Origin of the sequence: Demequina litoralis (assembly GCF_030418455.1) — a bacterium.
GTDB classification, from domain to species: Bacteria; Actinomycetota; Actinomycetes; order Actinomycetales; family Demequinaceae; genus Demequina; species Demequina litoralis.
Window position 1 is genome coordinate 281,071 of the sequence record NZ_JAUHPW010000003.1, and the last position, 18,705, is coordinate 299,775.

Below are 18,705 nucleotides of genomic sequence, written 5' to 3' on the forward strand. Positions count from 1 at the left end.
CTTATGGGTATTGAAGAGAGCGCACCCCCGTTCATGCTCGGCGTGGTCGAGGACTTCGTCGGCTTCATGCGGGCGGGATCCCTCTGGCCGGCCACGTTCGGCCTCGCGTGCTGCGCGATCGAGATGATGGCGACCGGCACGCCGCGCTTCGACATCTCGCGCATGGGCTCCGAGGTCTTCCGCGGGTCGCCGCGCCAGGCCGACATGATGATCGTCGCGGGCCGCGTGTCCAACAAGATGGCGCCCATCGTCCGCCAGGTCTACGACCAGATGGCCGAGCCCAAGTGGGTCATCTCGATGGGCGTGTGCGCCTCGTCGGGCGGCATGTTCAACAACTACGCGATCGTCCAGGGCGTCGACCACATCGTCCCCGTCGACATCTACCTGCCCGGCTGCCCGCCGCGCCCGGAGATGCTGCTCAACGCGCTCCTCGAGCTGCAGGAGCAGGTCAGGAACACGCCCATGGGCCGCAACCGCCGCGAGATCGCCGCCGCCGCCGAGGCCGCAGCGCTCGCCGCCACCCCGACCTCCGACATGAAGGGCCTGCTTCGTTGAGCGACTCCCAGGACCTCACCGGCACCGGCGCCCCGCAGGGCGGCCCCCAGCCGGGTGACCGCGAGCAGATCACGCTCATCAACGTCCGCGAGGGCATGTTCGGCGCCCAGGGCGACACGTCCGGCTACGACCTGCTCGTCAAGCCGGTCGAGATGCCCGGCGCCTCCGAGCGCCCGTACGGCGAGTGGTTCGACGGGGTCGTCGACGTGCTCGAGGAGCTCCTCGGGGACGATGCGGCGGCCGCCATCGAGCACGTCGTGGTCGACCGCGGCGAGCTCACGCTGCACATCGCGCGCGAGCACCTCCTCGCCGTCGCCCAGCACCTGCGCGACGACCAGGACCTGCGCTTCGAGATGTGCCTCGGCGTCTCCGGCGTGCACTACCCCGCGGACCAGGGCCGCGAGCTGCACGCCGTCTACCCGATGCAGTCGATCACCCACAACCGCCGCCTCCGACTCGAGGTCGCGGTCTCGGAGGCCGACCCGCACGTCCCGTCGATCACCGGGATCTACCCGATGAACAACTGGCACGAGCGGGAGACCTGGGACTTCTTCGGCATCGTCTTCGACGGCCACCCGTCGCTCGCGCGCATCGAGATGCCCGACGACTGGGAGGGGCACCCGCAGCGGAAGGACTACCCGCTCGGCGGCATCCCCGTGGAGTACAAGGGCGCGGAGATCCCCTCGCCCGACAACCGGAGGCAGTACCGATGACCCAGACCGCACCCCACGCCACGGGCGCGTTCGTCGAGGACCCCGACGCCCCCGAGTACAGCGCCTACGGCGGCGACTGGTCCGACATCGCCGACGAGGCCGCGCGCCTCGCGCAGCAGCGCATCGTCGTCAACATGGGCCCCCAGCACCCGTCCACGCACGGTGTGCTGCGCGTCATGCTCGAGATCGAGGGCGAGACTGTCACGGAGACCCGTGCCGGCATCGGCTACCTCCACACGGGCATCGAGAAGAACATGGAGTTCCGCACCTGGACCCAGGGCGTGACCTTCTGCACCCGCATGGACTACGTCGCGTCCATGTCGCAGGAGGCCGTGTACTGCATGGGCATCGAGAAGTTGCTCGGCATCACGGACGACGTCCCGGAGCGCGCGAACATCCTGCGCGTCCTCATGCTCGAGCTCACGCGCATCGGCTCGCACCTCGTCGCGGTCGGCACCGGCGGCAACGAGATGGGCGCCACGACCGTGATGACCACGGCGTTCGTCGCGCGCGAGGACACCTTCCGCATCATCGAGATGATCTCCGGCCTGCGCACCAACAACGCGTACATCCGTCCCGGCGGCGTCGCACAGGACGCGCCCGAGGGCACCGTCGCGTACATCCGCAAGCTGATCCCGCAGATCAAGGCCAAGCTCGACGAGCTCGCGGACCTCCAGCTGGAGAACCCGATCTTCAAGGGCCGCCTCAAGGGCGTCGCGAACCTCGACCTCGCGGGCTGCATGGCGCTCGGCATCACCGGACCCATCCTGCGCTCGGCGGGGCTGCCGTACGACCTCCGCAAGTCGGACCCGTACTTCGGGTACGAGACGTACGACTTCCAGGTCCCGACCTCGACCGACGGCGACGCGTACTCGCGCGTGGTGCTCCGCATGGAGGAGTGCTACGAGTCGCTCAAGATCGTCGAGCAGTGCGCCGACCGCCTCGAGCAGACCGAGGGCCAGCCCGTCATGGTCGCGGACAAGAAGATCGCCTGGCCTGCGCAGCTGTCCGTCGGCTCGGACGGCCAGGGCAACTCGCTCGACCACATCCGCCACATCATGGGCGAGTCGATGGAGTCGCTCATCCACCACTTCAAGCTCGTGACCGAGGGCTTCAAGGTCCCCGCGGGCCAGGTGTACTCCGCGATCGAGGGCCCCAAGGGCCTGCTCGGCGTGCACCTCGTGTCCGACGGCGGCACCAAGCCCTGGCGCGCGCACTTCCGTGACCCCGGGTTCAACAACCTGCAGGCGCTGTCGATCCTCACCGAGGGCGGTCAGGTCGCCGACGTCGTGGTCGCGATCGCCACGATCGACATGGTGCTGGGAGGCGTCGACCGATGACCTACGACGAGACCACGCTCGCGCAGCTGGCCGAGGACGCGGCCGCGATCATCGCGCGCTACCCGGTCAAGCGCTCCGCGCTGCTGCCGATGCTGCACCTCGTGCAGTCCGTCGACGGCTACGTCAGCCCCGACGGCATCGAGTTCTGCGCCGAGCAGCTCGACCTCACGGCGGCGGAGGTGTCCGCGGTCGCGACGTTCTACACGCAGTACAAGCGCCGCCCCAACGGCGAGTACCAGGTGGGCGTGTGCACCAACACGCTGTGCGCCGTCATGGGCGGCGACCGCATCTGGGACGAGCTGTCCGAGCACGTCGGCGTGGGCCACGACGAGACCACCGAGGACGGGCAGATCACGCTCGAGCGCCTCGAGTGCAACGCGGCCTGCGACTACGCGCCCGTGATGATGGTCAACTGGGAGTTCTTCGACAACCAGACGCCGGAGAGCGCCAAGCAGGTGGTCGACGACCTCCGTTCGGGCAAGGACGTCGCGCCCACGCGCGGTCCCGCCAAGGTGTGCTCGTTCACGCAGGTCTCGCGGGTGCTCGCGGGCTTCGAGGACGGCCGGGCCGACGAGGACCAGGGCGCCGGCGCCCCCACCCTCGCGGGCCTCGAGGCCGCCAAGGAGCAGGGCTGGAAGGGGGCGGCCAAGTGACCGACCTCGTCCCCGTCCTCAGCGCGACCTGGGGCTCCGAGCAGTCCTGGAGCCTCGACACGTACACCGACGCCGGCGGCTACGCGCCGCTCAAGAAGGCGCTCGGCATGGAGCCAGGCGACCTCATCCAGGCCGTCAAGGACTCTGGCCTGCGCGGCCGCGGCGGCGCGGGCTTCCCCACAGGCATGAAGTGGGGCTTCCTGCCCCCGGACGACGGCGGCCCCCGCTACCTCGTGGTCAACGCCGACGAGTCGGAGCCCGGCACCTGCAAGGACATCCCCACCATGATGTCCGCCCCGCACGCGCTCATCGAGGGCGTCATCATCACGTCCTTCGCGATCGGCTGCAACCACGCCTTCATCTACCTGCGCGGCGAGGTGGTCCACGTCTACCGCCGCCTGCTGCAGGCCGTGCGCGAGGCCTACGAGGCCGGCCACCTGGGCAAGGACATCCACGGCAGCGGCTTCGACCTGGACGTCACCGTCCACGCCGGCGCCGGCGCCTACATCTGCGGCGAGGAGACCGCGCTGCTCGACTCGCTCGAGGGCCGTCGCGGCCAGCCCCGCCTCAAGCCCCCGTTCCCCGCGGTCGCCGGCCTCTACGCGCGTCCCACGGTCGTCAACAACGTCGAGTCGGTGGCCTCCGTGCCGGCGATCGTCGACAAGGGCGTCGAGTGGTTCACGGCGATGGGCACCGAGCGCTCCAAGGGCATGGGCCTGTTCTCGCTGTCGGGCCACGTCACCCGCCCGGGCCAGTACGAGGCGCCGCTCGGCATCACGCTGCGCGAGCTCCTCGAGCTCGCGGGCGGCATCCGCGAGGGGCACGAGCTCAAGTTCTGGACGCCCGGCGGCTCGTCGACCCCGATCTTCACGCAGGACCACCTCGACACCCCGCTCGACTACGAGTCGGTGGGCGCCGCGGGCTCGATGCTCGGCACGCGCGCGCTGCAGCTCTTCGACGACACCACCTGCGTGGTGCGCGCGGTGACCAGGTGGACCGAGTTCTACAAGCACGAGTCCTGCGGCAAGTGCACCCCCTGCCGCGAGGGCACGTACTGGCTCACCCAGATCCTCAAGCGCATCGAGGCGGGCCGCGGGACCGAGGCCGACATCCAGCAGCTGCTCGACACGTGCGACTCGATCGCCGGCCGCTCGTTCTGCGCGCTCGGCGACGGCGCCACCTCGTCGATCATCAGCTCCGTCACGCTCTTCCGCGAGGAGTACGAGGCGCACGTCGAGCAGGGCGGCTGCCCGTTCGACCACGCGGCCTCCGCGCTCTTCGACTACACCGACACGCCCGCGACCGAGGAGGCGCACGCATGACCGCGACCGCGGACAAGCCGGCAGCGGAGGTCGTCGACACCGTCACCCTGACGATCGACGGCACCGAGGTCACGGTGCCCAAGGGCACGCTCATCATCCGTGCGGCCGAGCAGGTCGGCATCGAGATCCCGCGCTTCTGCGACCACCCGGCGCTCAAGCCCGCGGGCGCGTGCCGCCAGTGCCTCGTCGACGTCGCCAGCCCGGCGGGTCCCGAGGGCAAGCTGCGCGCGTTCCCCAAGCCCCAGGCCTCGTGCACCATGACGGTGACCGAGGGCATGGTGGTGAACACGCAGCACACCTCGGAGGAGGCCGACCGCGCCCAGAAGGGCGTGATGGAGCTGCTGCTCATCAACCACCCGCTCGACTGCCCGGTCTGCGACAAGGGCGGCGAGTGCCCCCTGCAGAACCAGGCGATGAGCCACGGCCGGCCCGAGAGCCGCTTCGTCGACGTCAAGCGCGTCTTCGAGAAGCCGCTCGCGCTGAGCTCGGAGATCCTGCTCGACCGCGAGCGCTGCGTCCTGTGCCAGCGATGCACCCGCTTCTCGAAGGAGATCGCGGGCGACGCGTTCATCGACCTGCAGAACCGCGGCGCGCAGCAGCAGATCGGCACGTTCGACGAGGACGTGCTCGACTTCGACGGCTACCGCCCCGTGGGCGCGGCCACCGTCGACGAGGCCGGCAAGGCCTTCTCGTCGTACTACTCCGGCAACACGGTCCAGATCTGCCCCGTGGGCGCGCTGACCTCCGCCGCGTACCGCTTCCGCTCGCGCCCGTTCGACCTCGTGTCGTCGCCGAGCATCGCCGAGCACGACTCGTCGGGCTCGGCCATCCGCATCGACCACCGTCGCGGCAAGATTCTCCGCCGCCTCGCGGAGAACGACCCGGTGGTCAACGAGGACTGGATCTCCGACAAGGACCGCTTCGCCTTCGCGTGGCAGAACCTGTCCGACCGTCTCACCCGCCCGCTCGTCCGCAAGGACGGCGAGCTCGTCGAGACGTCGTGGCCCGAGGCGCTCGCCGCCGCGGCCGCGGGCATCAAGGCCGCCACCGCCGCGGACGACGAGGGCGCCTCCCGCGGTGCCGCCGTCCTCACGGGCGGCCGCGTCACGCTCGAGGACGCGTACGCGTACCAGAAGCTCGCCCGCGTGGTGCTCGGCACGAACGACGTCGACTTCCGCGCCCGCACCGCGAGCGACGAGGAGCAGGCGTTCCTCGGCTCGCAGGTCGCCGGCACGGGCCTCGGCGTGACCTTCGGCGAGCTCGAGAAGGCTCCCGCGGTCCTGCTCGTCGGCTTCGAGCCCGAGGACGAGGGCGGCGTGGTGTTCCTGCGCCTGCGCAAGTCGCTCGGACGCCAGCGGGTCGCCGCCGTCGCGCCGTTCCTGTCGCGCGGGGCCGAGAAGCTCGGCGCCACGCTCGTGCCCGCGGCCCCCGGTCGCGAGGCCGCGGTCCTCGCGGAGCTGCCCGAGGACGTGCGTGACGCGCTGTCCCAGCCCGGCGCGGTCGTCGTGCTCGGCGAGCGTGCGGCCGAGGCGCCCGGCGCGTTCGTCGCCGCCCAGGAGCTCGCATCGTCCACCGGCGCACGCCTCGCGTGGATCCCGCGCCGCGCGGGCGAGCGCGGAGCCGTCGAGGCCGGCGCGCTGCCCGGCCTCCTGCCCGGCGGCCGCACCGCCACGCTCAAGGGCGCCCGCGACGTGGTCGCGAAGGCCTGGGGCGTCGACGCGCTGCCGTCGGCCAAGGGCCGTGACACCGCCGGCATCCTCAAGGCCGCGGCCGAGGGCGCCATCGGTGCGCTCGTCGTCGGCGGCGTGAGCGCCTCCGACCTCGCCGGCGACGTCTCGGCCGCGCTCGAGGCCACCGGCTTCGTCGTGTCGCTCGAGGTGCGCCGCTCCGAGATCGCCGAGGCGGCGGACGTGGTCCTGCCCGTCGCGCCGCCGTCGGAGAAGCCCGGCACGTTCGTCAACTGGGAGGGCCGCCTGCGCGGCTTCGCCACGGCGATCCGCACCGACGCGATGCCCGACCACCGCGTGCTCGACCTGCTCGCCCGCGAGTGGGGCGTCGAGCTCGGCACCGGCACCGTCGAGGCCGTCAACGCGGAGCTTGCGGCGCTGGGCGCCGCGGACGCCGCGCATCGTCCCGCCGCGCCGAAGGCCAGGGCCGCCCGCAACCCGCGCCCCAAGAAGGGCACGGCGGTCCTCGCGACCTGGCACCAGCTGGTCGACGAGGGCGCGCTGCAGGACGGCGAGCCCTACCTCGCCGGCACCGGCCGCGTCGCCGTCGCCCGCATGTCCGCCGCCACCGCCGCCGCGCTCGGCGACGCCGTGAGCGTCGAGGTCTCCACCGAGGCCGGCGCGGTCGAGCTGCCGCTCGTCGTGACCGACGGCATGGTCGACGGCGTCGTGTGGGTGCCCGTGAAGTCCCCCGGCTCGTGGGTGGCGCGCGACCTGCGCGCGACCGCCGGAGCCGTCGTCTCGGTGAAGGGAGCGGCGTGATGACCGTCCTCGCGTCCACGTCGGGCGTCCCCGTCGCGGAGGCCCTGGCCGCCGACCCGCTGTGGGTCGTCATCGTCAAGGCCGTCCTGGTCGTGGTGTTCCTGCTGACCTCGGTGCTGTTCGCCGTGTGGTTCGAGCGCCGCGTCATCGGCCGTCTGCAGGAGCGTCCCGGCCCCAACCGGCTGGGCCCCTTCGGCCTCCTCCAGTCCGTCTCCGACGCGATGAAGCTCCTGTTCAAGGAGGACATCAGCGTCCGCAAGGCGGAGAAGGCGCTCTACATCGCGGCCCCGATGATCTCGGTGTTCTGCGCCCTGCTGATCTTCTCGGTGATCCCGTTCGGCCCCGAGACGCGGATCTACGGCACCGACTTCTCGACGCCGCTGCAGCTCACCGACTTCTCCGTCGCGATCCTCTTCATCCTCGCGTGCGCCGCGCTCGGCGTGTACGGCATCGTGCTGGGCGGCTGGGCCTCCGGCTCGACCTACCCGCTCATGGGCGCCATCCGCTCGACCGCGCAGGTGATCTCGTACGAGCTCGCGATGGGGCTGTCGCTCGTCACGGTGTTCATGCTCTCGGGCACGATGAGCACGTCCGGCATCGTCGAGGCGCAGACCGACCGCTGGTGGGTGTGGCCGCTCTTCCCGGCGTTCATCCTCTACGTCATCTCCATGGTCGGCGAGACCAACCGCCTGCCCTTCGACCTCCCCGAGGCCGAGGGGGAGCTGGTCGCCGGCTTCATGACCGAGTACTCGTCGATGAAGTTCGCGTGGTTCTTCCTCGCCGAGTACATGAACATGATCAACGTCTCGGCCGTCGCCGCGACGCTGTTCCTGGGCGGCTGGCGCGCGCCATGGCCCGCCTCGTGGCCAGGCGCCGAGCTCCTGAACACCGGCATCTTCCCGCCGCTGTGGCTCATCCTGAAGATCTGGCTGCTCATGTTCGTGTTCGTGTGGATCCGCGGCTCCGTGCTGCGCTTCCGCTACGACCAGTTCATGAAGTTCGGCTGGAAGATCCTCATCCCGGTGGGCCTGGGCTGGCTGGTGTTCTTCTCCGTCGGTCGCGCGGCCTTCGACCACTTCGACCGCGACCTCAACGTCTACGACGCGGTCGCCGGCCTCGTCGCGATCCTGCTCGTCGTGGCCGTCTGGAGCTTCGTCTCCGACGAGAAGGCGAAGAAGGCGGACCAGGTCGACGAGGACGCGGAGCCGGAGGTGCTCGACGCGTTCGCGGGCGGCTACCCGGTGCCTCCGCTGCCGCACCAGGTCCTGCCCCCGTCCCCGCGCTCGGGCCGCACGGTCGAGGCGCATGTCGGCTCACGAGAGGAGGACTCCGAGTGAGCGGGTCCGACGAGGTCTGGAAGGTCAACCGCGAGCGCGACGCGCAGCGGGAGACCTTCGAGTCCAACCTGCCCAAGAAGGGACCGATCGGCGAGGCGCTCGCGCCCGTCGCCGGATTCGGCGTGTCCCTCCGCAACTTCTTCCGTCCCACCGTGACCGAGCAGTACCCCAAGGTCAAGGTGCCGACGATGCCGCGCTACCACGGCCGCCACCAGCTCAACCGTCACCCCGACGGCCTCGAGAAGTGCATCGGCTGCGAGCTGTGCGCGTGGGCGTGCCCCGCCGACGCGATCTACGTCGAGGCGGACTCCAACACGCCCGACCACCAGGTCAGCCCCGGCGAGCGCTACGGCCGCGTCTACCAGATCAACTACCTGCGCTGCATCTTCTGCGGGCTGTGCATCGAGGCGTGCCCCACGCGGGCGCTCACGATGACCAACGAGTACGAGCTCGCCGGTCCCACGCGCGAGGGCCTCATCTACGAGAAGCAGGACCTCCTCGCGCCGATGGGCGAGAACATGCTCGCCGCGCCGCACCCGATGGTGCCCGGCACCACCGACGGCTCGTACTACCGCCAGGAGGTCGACGGCCCGGTCGAGGAGCAGGTCGCGTGGGTGCGCGAGCACCGTCCCGACGACCCGACGCTCCCGGAGAACCGCGGCAAGGAGCCCGTGGAGGACGATGCGCCGCGCGAGGAGCGCTACACCTCGCCGCAGCATGCGGCGGGCGCGATGGGCAGCGCGCGGCTCGGCTACATGGGCGGAGGCAAGCTCTGATGGTCAACGCCGTCCTCTTCTGGATCATCGCGGCGATCACCGTGATCCCGGCGCTGTCGCTGCTGTTCGCCCGCAAGGCGGTGCACGTCGCGATGTCCGTCGTGCTCGTCATGGTGGGCCTCGCCGCCGCGTACGTGACGCTCGGCGCCCCGTTCCTCGGCATGGTGCAGATCGTGGTCTACACCGGCGCGGTCATGATGCTCTTCCTCTTCGTGCTCATGCTGGTCGGCGTCGACCAGCGCGAGGACCTCAAGGAGACCATCGTGGGCCAGCGCTGGATCGGCCTGTTCACGGCCGCGGGCCTCGGCGCCTTCCTCGTGTCGATCGTCGGCCGCACGGTCCTGCCCACCGCCGAGACCGGCGTGCAGGGCGAGCCCGACGTCATCGCGATCATGCTGTTCGAGAAGTACGTCCTCGTCATCGAGGTGCTCGGCTTCCTCCTCATCACCGCCGCGGTCGGCGCGCTCGTGCTCACGCACACGCCGCGCCTCAAGCCGCGCCGCACCCAGCTCGAGGTCCAGCGGGACCGCGTGCGCGTGGGTGCGAACCCGGTGAACAAGCCCATGCCCGGCGTGTACGCGCGTCACAACGCGCTCGACGTCCCGGCGCTCGACCCCGAGGGTCAGCCGATCGAGGAGTCGATCTCGCGCGTCCTCAAGACGCGCAGCCAGACCCAGCTCGGCGAGGAGTACCGCGCCAGGCTCGAGGACCCGTCGCGCCAGGAGGGCGACCGCTGATGGACCCCATCAACTTCGTCATCCTCGCGAGCATCCTGTTCGCGATCGGCGCCGCGGCCGTGCTCCTGCGGCGCAACGCGATCATCGCCTTCATGGGCGTCGAGCTCATGCTCAACGCCGCCAACCTCGCGCTCGTCGCCTTCTCCCGCATGCACGGTGAGATCGACGGCCAGATCATGGCGTTCTTCGTGCTGGTCGTCGCGGCCGCCGAGGTCGTCGTGGGACTCGCGATCATCATCGCCGTGTTCCGCGCGCGCCAGACCATCTCGCTCGACGAACCCGCTGAGCTGAAGGGCTGACATGCTAGACCTGACCTGGCTTCTCATCGCCGCGCCCTTGGCCAGCAGCTTCGTCCTGCTGCTCCTGGGCAAGCGCGCGAACCCCTGGGGCCACTGGCTGGGCGTGGCCGCCTCCGGCTCCGCCTTCGTCATCGGCCTGATCGCGCTGATCCAGATGCTCGGCCTCGACGCGCACGACCGCGCGCACGCGGTCCATCTGTTCAGCTGGATCCCCGGCGGCGAGCTCAACCTCGACGCCGGTCTGCTCGTGGACCCGCTGTCGATGACCTTCGTGATGCTCGTGACGTTCGTCGGCACGCTCATCCACGTCTACTCCGTGGCCTACATGGAGCACGACCCGAACCGCCGCATCTTCTTCGCGTACCTCAACCTGTTCGTGGCCGCGATGCTGCTGCTCGTGCTCGCGGACTCCTACCTCCTGCTGTTCGTCGGCTGGGAGGGCGTGGGCCTCGCGTCGTACCTCCTCATCGGCTTCTGGAACCAGAAGCCCGAGTACGCGACCGCCGCGAACAAGGCCTTCGTGGTCAACCGCATCGGCGACATCGGGCTCATCCTCGCGATGGGCCTCATGTTCGCCTACCTCGGCGGCGTCGACTTCGCGACCGTGTTCGCGGCCGCGCCCGAGGCCTCGACCGCACAGCTCACCGCGATCGGCCTCATGCTGCTGCTGGCCGCGACCGGAAAGTCCGCGCAGTTCCCGCTGCAGTCCTGGCTGGGCGACGCGATGGCGGGCCCGACCCCGGTCTCGGCCCTCATCCACGCGGCGACCATGGTGACCGCGGGCGTGTACCTCATCGTCCGCTCCGCCCCGGTCTACGAGGGCGCGCCCGCCGCGCAGACCGTCGTCGCCGCGATCGGTGCGTTCACGCTCATCCTCGGCGCGCTCATCGGCATGGCCAAGGACGACATCAAGAAGGCGCTCGCCGCCTCGACGATGTCGCAGATCGGCTACATGATGCTCGCCGCTGGCCTCGGCCCGATCGGCTACGCGTTCGCGATCTTCCACCTCGTCACGCACGGCTTCTTCAAGGCCGGCATGTTCCTGGGCGCCGGCTCCGTCATGCACGGCATGCACGACCAGGTCGACATGCGCCGCTACGGCGCGCTGCGCACCGCGATGGTCACCACCTGGGTCACGTTCGGCCTCGGCTGGCTCGCGATCCTCGGCGTCCCGCCGTTCTCGGGCTTCTGGTCGAAGGACAAGATCATCGAGGCCGCCTTCGTGGGCGAGGGCGTCCAGCCCTGGATCCTCGGCGGCGCGGCGCTCATCGGCGCCGGCCTGACGGCCTTCTACATGTCCCGCCTGTTCTTCATGACGTTCCACGGCAAGGCCCGCTGGACCGACGACCAGCACCCGCACGAGTCGCCGGCCCTCATGACGGTGCCGATGATCATCCTCGCGGTCGGCTCGGCGTTCCTGGGCCTCTTCCTCGCGATGGGCGACCGCTTCGCCACGTGGCTCGAGCCGGTCACCGGCCACGCCGAGCACCACGAGCCGGTGCTGCCGGTGCCGGTCATCATGGTCGCGACGCTCGTGCTCGTCGCGCTCGGCGCGTGGGTCGCCTGGCGCAAGTACGGCGCCGCGGACGTGCCCGAGACCGCCCCGGCGGCCTCGCTGGCCACCATCGCCGCGCGCAACGACATGTTCCAGGACTCGGTCAACCGGGGCGTCTTCGAGCGTCCCGGCACCCACCTCACCCGCACCCTCGTGTACGCCGACGCGGCGCTCGTCGACGGCGCGGTGGACAAGACGGCGCACAGCTTCGCCCGAACCGGCGAGTCCGTGCGCAAGACGCAGAACGGTCAGGTGCGCTCGTACGCGCTGACCATGCTGGTGGGTCTCGTCATCGTCATCCTCATCGTGGTGCAGGGGGGTCTCTAAACCATGTTCCCGATCCTCTCCGTCATGGTGGCGCTGCCCGCGCTCGGCGCCGTCCTGCTCTGGGCCCTGCCCGGCGGGGCGCGCGCACGGGTGCGCGAGCTGGCGCTCGCCATCACCGGGGTCGAGCTCGTGCTCGCCGTCGTGCTGTTCCTCCAGTTCGACACGTCCGCCGCGGGCACCATCCAGTTCTCCGAGACCTACGCGTGGATCCCGCAGATCGGCACCAGCTGGGCGCTCGGCGTCAACGGCATCGGCCTGCTCATGATCGTGCTGTCCGCGCTCCTCACGCCGCTGGCGATCCTCGCCGGCTGGTGGGAGGACAAGGACCCGGCGCGCCGCACGCACTACCTCGCGCTGATCCTGCTGAGCGAGGCGTTCATGATCGGCATCTTCGCCGCGCGCGACGTCTTCCTCTTCTACGTGCTGTTCGAGGCGATGCTCATCCCGCTGTACTTCCTCATCGGCTCGTTCGGCGGCGGCCAGCGCCGCTACGCCGCGGTGAAGTTCCTGCTGTACTCGCTCGCCGGCGGCCTCGTGATGCTCGTCGGCGTGGTGGCCCTGTACTTCCAGGGCCCCGGCGGCGACCAGGCCTTCCTCACGGACAACCTCACCAACCTGCCGATGTCCACCACGGCGGAGCGGCTGATCTTCCTCGCCTTCTTCCTCGCGTTCGCGATCAAGGCGCCCATGGTCCCCGTGCACACGTGGCTGCCCACGGTCGCGGAGACCGCACGTCCGGGCACCACGGCGCTGCTCGTCGCCGTGCTCGACAAGATCGGCACGTTCGGCATGCTGACGCTGTGCGTGGCGCTGTTCCCCGAGGCCGCCGCCTGGGCCGCTCCGGTCATCATCGGCTTCGCGGTCGTCTCGGTGATCTACGGCGCGCTGCTCGCGATCGGCCAGAAGGACATGCTCCGCCTGGTCGCGTTCACCTCGGTGAGCCACTTCGGCATCATGGTGCTGGGCATCTTCGCGTTCACGCAGACGTCGGTCGAGGGCGCGGCGTTCTACATGTTCAACCACGGCCTGTCGACGGGCGCGCTGTTCTTCGCGGTCGGGTTCCTCATCCACCGCTACGGCACCGCCGACGTGACGGCCTACGGCGGTCTCCAGCGCATCGTCCCGGTGTTCGCGGGCACGTTCCTCATCGTCGGCCTGAGCGCGCTCGCGCTGCCCGGACTGTCCCCGTTCGTCTCGGAGATCATGGTGCTCGTCGGAGCCTTCTCCGTCGCGAAGGTCGCCGTGATCGTGTCCGCCGTCGGCGTGGTGCTGGCGGCGCTGTACGTGCTGCTCACCTACCAGAAGGTGTTCACCGGGCCCGCGCCCGAGGGCCGCAAGCCCGTCCGCGAGCTCACGCGCCGCGAGCGCGTGGTGCTGTGGCCCCTGATCGCGCTCATGCTGGTGCTCGGCTTCCTGCCCGGCATCGCGATCGACACGCTGCGTGAGCCGTCGGCCGACATCGTGGCCACCGTTCCCACCGAGGAGGCAGGTCAGTGAGCTTCACGACCCCCGAGATCGCCTGGGCGCCGCTGGCGCCCGTCATCATCGTCCTCGGCGCCGCCGCGGTCGCGATCCTCATCGAGTCGTTCGTGCGCGCGGCCCAGACCCGCCGCCGCGTGCAGCTGGGAGTCTCCGTCGTCGCGCTGCTGGCCGCGGCCGGCACCGCGATCGTGCAGTGGGCCGGCCTCGAGGGCGCCGGCACCGTCGTGCTCGACGGCATGCTGACCGTCGACCGCCAGTCGCTCGCGTGGCAGGTGGTCATCCTGGTCTTCGGCACCCTCGGGACGCTGCTGTTCGCGGCCCGCACGCGCGCCGGCGAGGAGGCGTTCACGCCGCTCGGGTCCGTCGCGCCCGGCTCGACCGAGGAGACCCTCGCGCGCCGCAAGGGCATGCAGGTGACCGAGGTGTTCCCGCTCGCGCTGTTCGCGGTGGGCGGCATGATGCTCTTCACCTCGGTGACGGACCTCATCTTCCTGTTCGTCGCGCTCGAGGTGTTCTCGCTGCCGCTGTACATCCTCGTCGCGCTCGCGCGCCGCCGCCGCTTCCTCTCGCACGAGGGCGCCCTGAAGTACTTCCTGCTCGGCGCGTTCTCCTCAGCGATCCTGCTGTTCGGCGCCGCGTTCCTGTACGGCGCCACCGGCTCGACCTCGTACACCGAGATCGCTCAGGGCGTCGCGTCGGTGAGCGGCGTGGACGGGCTGGTGCTCGCGGGCGCGGTCATGGTCGTCGTCGGCCTGCTGTTCAAGATCGGCGCCGTGCCCTTCCACTCGTGGACCCCGGACGCCTACCAGGGCGCGCCCACGCCCGTGACGGCCTTCATGGCCGCCGCGACCAAGGCCGCCGCCACCGCCGCGCTGCTGCGCGTCGTGTACGAGGCGTTCTACGGGCTCGAGTGGGAGCTCTCCTGGCTCATCTGGGGCGTCTCGATCGCCTCGATGCTGCTCGGCACCGTGGTCGCGCTGGTCCAGACCGAGCTCAAGCGCATGCTCGCCTACTCGTCGGTCGCGCACGCCGGCTTCATCCTCGTCGCGTTCGCCGGCTTCCCCGACGGCGCGCTCTCGGCGCTGCCGTTCTACCTCGCGTCGTACGGCCTCGCGACGCTCGGCGCGTTCGCGGTCATCACGCAGGTGCGCGAGAAGGGCGAGGACGGCACCGTCATGGGCGAGGCCACCCGTCTCGGCCAGTGGGCCGGCCTGGGCAAGCGCTCGCCGTGGCTCGCCGCCGCGATGGCGCTGTTCCTGCTGTCCTTCGCGGGCATCCCGCTCACCGCGGGCTTCGTCGGCAAGTTCGTCGCGTTCGCCGCGGCGATCTCCGAGGGCGCCTGGCCGCTCGTGCTCATCGCGGTGATCGCCTCGGCCGCCGCCGCGTTCTTCTACGTCCGCCTCATCGTGCTGATGTTCCTCACCGACGTGCCCGAGGGCCAGGAGGACGCCGTCGAGATCGACCACAGCCCGCTCGCGCGCGCCGTGGTCGTGATCGCCGCCGCCGCCGTGGTGCTGCTCGGCGTGCTGCCGGGGCCCGTGCTCGCGGCGTTCGAGAACGCCGGCGTGCTGCTGCTGGGAGCGGCGGGCTAGCGGATGGCGACTCTGGCGATCGGCAACGAGGCGCTCGAGGCGGAGCTGCTGCCCCGGCTCGAGGTCGTCGAGGAGCGGCTCCGGGATGCGGTGGCGCAGTCGGACAAGCTCGCCGACGCGACCTCGCGTCACCTCGTCGACGCGGGCGGCAAGCGTCTGCGGCCCGTGCTCGCGCTGCTGTGCGCGCAGCTCGGCGACGGCGCGCGCCCCGAGGTGCTCGACGCGGCCGTGGTGGTCGAGCTCACCCATCTGGCGACGCTGTACCACGACGACGTCATGGACTCGGCGCCCACCCGGCGCGGCGCCCCCGCCGCGCACGAGGTGTGGGGCAACTCGGTCGCGATCCTCACCGGCGACCTGCTGTTCGCGCGCGCCTCGCGCGTGGTGGCGGGCCTCGGCCCGCAGGCCGTGCGCATCCAGGCGGAGACGTTCGAGCGGCTGTGCCTGGGACAGCTCCACGAGACCGTCGGGGCGTCCGAGGCGGACGACCCCATCGCGTTCTACCTGCAGGTGCTCGCCGACAAGACGGGCTCGCTCATCGCGACCTCCGCGCGCTTCGGCGCGATGTTCGGCGGCTGCCCGCCGAGCATCGTCGAGAAGGTGACGGCGTACGGCGAGGCCGCGGGTGTCGCGTTCCAGCTCGCCGACGACGTCATCGACATCCGCTCGGACGCCGCCACCACCGGCAAGACCCCCGGCACCGATCTGCGCGAGGGCGTCCCCACGATGCCCGTGCTGCTGCTGCGCCGCCGCCTCGCAGCGGGCGACGCGGCCGAGGGCGACCGCGAGCTGCTCGACGCGATCGACGGCGACCTGTCGGACGACGAAGTGCTCGCCTCCGTGGTCGCGCGCCTCGCCGCGCACGTGGTGGTCGACGAGACCGCGACCCTCGCACGCGCGTGGGCCCAGCAGGCCAAGGACGCCGTGGCCCAGCTGCCCGAGGGCGACGTGCGCGACTCCCTGGTGGCCTTCGCGGACGCGCTGGTCGCCCGCGCGGCCTGACCGCCCCCAGCAGCCGCTCCCCACACGGATCCTGCAACTCCGGCCGCGCCACCTGGTGTGATGTGCGGGAGCCGCATCTGGACGGCCGGCGCGCGCGCCGCGTGTGTGGAGCGTGGTCCGGCACCGGCCCAACGTTTCCAGCTCGGGCTCCGTTTGGCGGGATAGAGAGACGGAGGGGGATCCGGTGACACGATGGACGGGGCTCGTCGAGGAGCTGATGCGGGAGCGAGGGCCACGGCTCGTGGCCTACGCGGCCCTGCTCGTCGGCCGTGACGGTGACGCCGAGGACCTCGTCCACGATGCGCTGGTCAAGGTGTTCTCCCGCCCCCGGCGCCTCTCCACGGTCGGGGAGGCCGAGGCGTACGTCCGTTCCACCATGCCCAGCATCGTCATCGATCGGGCGCGTTCGGCCGCGAGCCGGCGCCGCGCGCGCGACCGCGCCTTCGAGCGACCTCGTGAGGCGCCGGACCTCGATGCCGGCCTCGATGTCCGTCGTGCGCTGCGGGGGCTGAGCCCGCGCGTCCAGGTCTGCGTGGTGCTGCGCTTCTTCGACGACCTCACGGTGCCGCAGATCGCCCAGCGCCTGGGGATCGCGGAGGGCACGGTGAAGCGGTACCTGCACGATGCCGTGGCGCAGCTCGCGCCGCTGCTCGACGTGACAGCGGACTGGGACGAGGAGCCAAGGACCGTCGAGGTGGTCGCTGCTCTGGAGAGGGGACGTTGATGCGCGAGATGAACGATGTGCTGCGCGACGGGTTCGAGGCTCACGCGAGCGCGCTCGGCGCCGCGGGCGTCGACCCGGGTCTCGGGTCGGGGGCGGCGCGAGCTGCCCACCGGCGCCGCACGCGCCGTGCGATCGGAAGCGGTCTCGGCGCCGCGGCTGTGGTCGGTGCGGTCGGGGTGGCCGCGTTCGCCGTCGGCGGCGATCCCGCAGCGCCCCCCGCAGCGGTGCCCGCCGCGACCTCGGACGCCGCGGACTGCGCCGCACTGCCGTACGTGGCACCGAATGCCGCCGCGCTCGGCGACGCGCCCTACGCGTTCCGCGCCTACGTGGACCTGCGTGCCGACGCTGTCCACCCCGGGGTCGTGGTGGTGCTGCCCGACGGCACCTGGTCGCGCCTCGAGCCCGACGCCGAGGGGCGCTATCTCTACGCGCTCGACGGACAGGTGTACATCGTCTCCTGGCCTCGAGAGGAGACCGGGCTCGATGACATGGCGATGGTCGTGGACCACTCCACCGACGGCTCCGCCGGAGGCGGCGACTGGGACGGCGTCAACCCGGTGGTCGCCGACTACGCGTGGACCGTGGACATCCCCGCCGACGTCCCCGACGGCATCGACACCGCGCTGCTGTCCTCGACGCTCCGCACCGGGATCGGGTTGGGCGGGCTGGGCTACCTGGGGACGTCCGTACCCGCCGGCGCAACGACGGAGGCCGTGGTGACCACTGCCTCGGGCACGACGACGACGCCCATGGGTGAGGGGTCCGCGATGCCGCCGGCCGCGGACGACACCGCGGTGGAGTCCGTCGCGCTGCGCGTGAGCGGCCTACCTGGCGGAGGAACCTTCAGCATCGTCGCGCATCACGACCTGGCCGGCATCCTCGACGTGGCCTGCGTGGATCCCGCCGCCGAGGTGGCGCCCGACATGAGCCTCACCGCCGGGTGGGAGCCCGGTGGGGGCCCCGCGGTGGAGCCGTCCGGAAGCTCGCCCGCGCCGAGCGTCTCGCTCGCAGAGTAGATCCGTCTCCTCGAGCCCGACACCTGCAGGGGCTCCGGGATCGCAGGCATCGCCGATCACCGCGCGGTCGCGCCTCGCGCCTCGCGTCGCGCGGCGACGGTCGGCCCAGCGTGGCGTGGTCGGCTGTGGACAGGGCGGCCGCTTGGTCGGGCGGTCTCCGTACCGTTGACTCGTGATCTTCAACGCGGGGGACCGGGTATTCGTGGATGAGTCCAAGTCGAACGTGTACGTCATGGCGGCGACCGCTGTCGCACCCGCCGCACATGCCGACGTCCGTCGATCCTTGCGAAGACTGCTCCGCGCCGGCCAGACGCGCCTCCACTTCACCCGCGAGAGCGACTCGCGCAGGCGGGAGATCCTGGCGACCATGAACGGACTTGATGTCCGGTCCGCAGTGTGGGCGGTCCGCGGCGAGTCCGACAGGGTAGCCCGTCCGCGCTGCCTCGTCGCCATGGTGGGCGCGTTCGCGCGCGACGGCGTCGCCGAACTGCTGTTGGAGTGCGATGCGTCTCTCGAGCGATCCGATCGCCAGGTGATCGAGAGGGTGCTTCGCAGCGGGCGAGAACGTCCAGGGCTCACCTACCGTCATGTGCCTCCGACGGAGGATCCCGTGCTGTGGGTGAGCGATGCGGTGGCGTGGTGTGTTCAGCGCCGCGGGGAATGGCTACGGCGCATCGAACCCTTGGTCGAGCGTCGAGTGATGCGGCCCTAGGAATGCGTGAGCCCGGCTCGTCCACCGTCCGGAAGACTGCCGGGCTCCAAGGGCGAGAGCCCTCCGCGGCACCG

The 18,705-nt window shown here is 71.1% G+C and carries 17 protein-coding genes; all 17 read left to right on the top strand.

All coding sequences use genetic code 11. From position 1 onward, the window contains the following. The first annotated feature begins 3 nt into the window (after positions 1-3). The 17 genes from QQX09_RS05765 (at position 4) to QQX09_RS05845 (ending at position 18,631) form a co-directional block, all read left to right on the top strand. Positions 4-555, top strand: a complete 552-nt coding sequence (locus QQX09_RS05765; RefSeq protein ID WP_301131800.1) for an NADH-quinone oxidoreductase subunit B — start codon at positions 4-6, stop codon at positions 553-555. Further along, positions 552-1,268: an NADH-quinone oxidoreductase subunit C gene (locus QQX09_RS05770; protein ID WP_301131801.1), complete on the top strand. Its 717-nt coding sequence runs from the start codon at positions 552-554 to the stop codon at positions 1,266-1,268. The genes QQX09_RS05765 and QQX09_RS05770 overlap by 4 nt, the downstream gene beginning before the upstream one ends. Then, on the top strand, positions 1,265-2,608 hold the full coding sequence (locus tag QQX09_RS05775) for an NADH-quinone oxidoreductase subunit D (RefSeq protein WP_301131802.1): 1,344 nt from the start codon (positions 1,265-1,267) through the stop codon (positions 2,606-2,608). Before QQX09_RS05770 ends, QQX09_RS05775 begins: the two co-directional genes overlap by 4 nt. Further along, entirely contained in the window at positions 2,605-3,261 is a 657-nt protein-coding gene (gene nuoE, locus QQX09_RS05780; RefSeq protein ID WP_436969048.1) for an NADH-quinone oxidoreductase subunit NuoE, read from the top strand. The genes QQX09_RS05775 and nuoE overlap by 4 nt, the downstream gene beginning before the upstream one ends. Next, on the top strand, positions 3,258-4,583 hold the full coding sequence (gene nuoF, locus QQX09_RS05785; protein ID WP_301131803.1) for an NADH-quinone oxidoreductase subunit NuoF: 1,326 nt from the start codon (positions 3,258-3,260) through the stop codon (positions 4,581-4,583). Before nuoE ends, nuoF begins: the two co-directional genes overlap by 4 nt. Then, on the top strand, positions 4,580-7,072 hold the full coding sequence (locus QQX09_RS05790) for an NADH-quinone oxidoreductase subunit G (RefSeq protein ID WP_301131804.1): 2,493 nt from the start codon (positions 4,580-4,582) through the stop codon (positions 7,070-7,072). The genes nuoF and QQX09_RS05790 overlap by 4 nt, the downstream gene beginning before the upstream one ends. Further along, positions 7,072-8,409: an NADH-quinone oxidoreductase subunit NuoH gene (gene nuoH, locus QQX09_RS05795; protein ID WP_301131805.1), complete on the top strand. Its 1,338-nt coding sequence runs from the start codon at positions 7,072-7,074 to the stop codon at positions 8,407-8,409. Before QQX09_RS05790 ends, nuoH begins: the two co-directional genes overlap by 1 nt. 68 nt (positions 8,410-8,477) lie before the next feature. Further along, positions 8,478-9,185: an NADH-quinone oxidoreductase subunit NuoI gene (nuoI, locus tag QQX09_RS05800; RefSeq protein ID WP_301131891.1), complete on the top strand. Its 708-nt coding sequence runs from the start codon at positions 8,478-8,480 to the stop codon at positions 9,183-9,185. Beyond that, positions 9,185-9,922 carry an NADH-quinone oxidoreductase subunit J gene (locus tag QQX09_RS05805; protein ID WP_301131806.1) on the top strand — a complete coding sequence of 246 codons (738 nt, stop codon included), beginning with the start codon at positions 9,185-9,187 and terminating at the stop codon, positions 9,920-9,922. The genes nuoI and QQX09_RS05805 overlap by 1 nt, the downstream gene beginning before the upstream one ends. Then, positions 9,922-10,221, top strand: a complete 300-nt coding sequence (gene nuoK, locus QQX09_RS05810) for an NADH-quinone oxidoreductase subunit NuoK (RefSeq protein ID WP_042213267.1) — start codon at positions 9,922-9,924, stop codon at positions 10,219-10,221. The genes QQX09_RS05805 and nuoK overlap by 1 nt, the downstream gene beginning before the upstream one ends. 1 nt (position 10,222) lies before the next feature. Next, positions 10,223-12,103 (top strand): NADH-quinone oxidoreductase subunit L, encoded by a 1,881-nt coding sequence (gene nuoL / locus QQX09_RS05815; protein WP_301131807.1) that lies wholly within the window; start codon positions 10,223-10,225, stop codon positions 12,101-12,103. Positions 12,104-12,106: 3 nt separating this feature from the next. Then, on the top strand, positions 12,107-13,600 hold the full coding sequence (locus QQX09_RS05820) for an NADH-quinone oxidoreductase subunit M (RefSeq protein ID WP_301131808.1): 1,494 nt from the start codon (positions 12,107-12,109) through the stop codon (positions 13,598-13,600). Continuing rightward, positions 13,597-15,177, top strand: a complete 1,581-nt coding sequence (gene nuoN / locus QQX09_RS05825; RefSeq protein ID WP_301131809.1) for an NADH-quinone oxidoreductase subunit NuoN — start codon at positions 13,597-13,599, stop codon at positions 15,175-15,177. Before QQX09_RS05820 ends, nuoN begins: the two co-directional genes overlap by 4 nt. 3 nt (positions 15,178-15,180) lie before the next feature. After that, positions 15,181-16,179, top strand: coding sequence for a polyprenyl synthetase family protein (locus QQX09_RS05830; protein ID WP_301131810.1), 999 nt, complete (start codon positions 15,181-15,183; stop codon positions 16,177-16,179). Positions 16,180-16,363: 184 nt separating this feature from the next. Next, on the top strand, positions 16,364-16,903 hold the full coding sequence (locus tag QQX09_RS05835; RefSeq protein ID WP_301131811.1) for a sigma-70 family RNA polymerase sigma factor: 540 nt from the start codon (positions 16,364-16,366) through the stop codon (positions 16,901-16,903). Continuing rightward, positions 16,903-17,919, top strand: a complete 1,017-nt coding sequence (locus QQX09_RS05840; protein ID WP_301131812.1) for a hypothetical protein — start codon at positions 16,903-16,905, stop codon at positions 17,917-17,919. The genes QQX09_RS05835 and QQX09_RS05840 overlap by 1 nt, the downstream gene beginning before the upstream one ends. 172 nt (positions 17,920-18,091) lie before the next feature. Further along, entirely contained in the window at positions 18,092-18,631 is a 540-nt protein-coding gene (locus tag QQX09_RS05845) for a hypothetical protein (RefSeq protein ID WP_301131813.1), read from the top strand. The last annotated feature ends 74 nt before the right edge of the window (positions 18,632-18,705 follow it).

Coding starts and splice junctions, on each gene's coding strand:
- nuoK (WP_042213267.1), top strand. CDS start 9,922: ATGGACCCCATCAACTTCGTCATCCTCGCGAGCATCCTGTTCGCGATC.
- nuoH (WP_301131805.1), top strand. CDS start 7,072: ATGACCGTCCTCGCGTCCACGTCGGGCGTCCCCGTCGCGGAGGCCCTG.
- nuoE (WP_436969048.1), top strand. CDS start 2,605: ATGACCTACGACGAGACCACGCTCGCGCAGCTGGCCGAGGACGCGGCC.
- QQX09_RS05840 (WP_301131812.1), top strand. CDS start 16,903: ATGCGCGAGATGAACGATGTGCTGCGCGACGGGTTCGAGGCTCACGCG.
- nuoL (WP_301131807.1), top strand. CDS start 10,223: ATGCTAGACCTGACCTGGCTTCTCATCGCCGCGCCCTTGGCCAGCAGC.
- QQX09_RS05805 (WP_301131806.1), top strand. CDS start 9,185: ATGGTCAACGCCGTCCTCTTCTGGATCATCGCGGCGATCACCGTGATC.
- QQX09_RS05775 (WP_301131802.1), top strand. CDS start 1,265: ATGACCCAGACCGCACCCCACGCCACGGGCGCGTTCGTCGAGGACCCC.
- QQX09_RS05765 (WP_301131800.1), top strand. CDS start 4: ATGGGTATTGAAGAGAGCGCACCCCCGTTCATGCTCGGCGTGGTCGAG.
- QQX09_RS05820 (WP_301131808.1), top strand. CDS start 12,107: ATGTTCCCGATCCTCTCCGTCATGGTGGCGCTGCCCGCGCTCGGCGCC.
- QQX09_RS05790 (WP_301131804.1), top strand. CDS start 4,580: ATGACCGCGACCGCGGACAAGCCGGCAGCGGAGGTCGTCGACACCGTC.
- QQX09_RS05830 (WP_301131810.1), top strand. CDS start 15,181: ATGGCGACTCTGGCGATCGGCAACGAGGCGCTCGAGGCGGAGCTGCTG.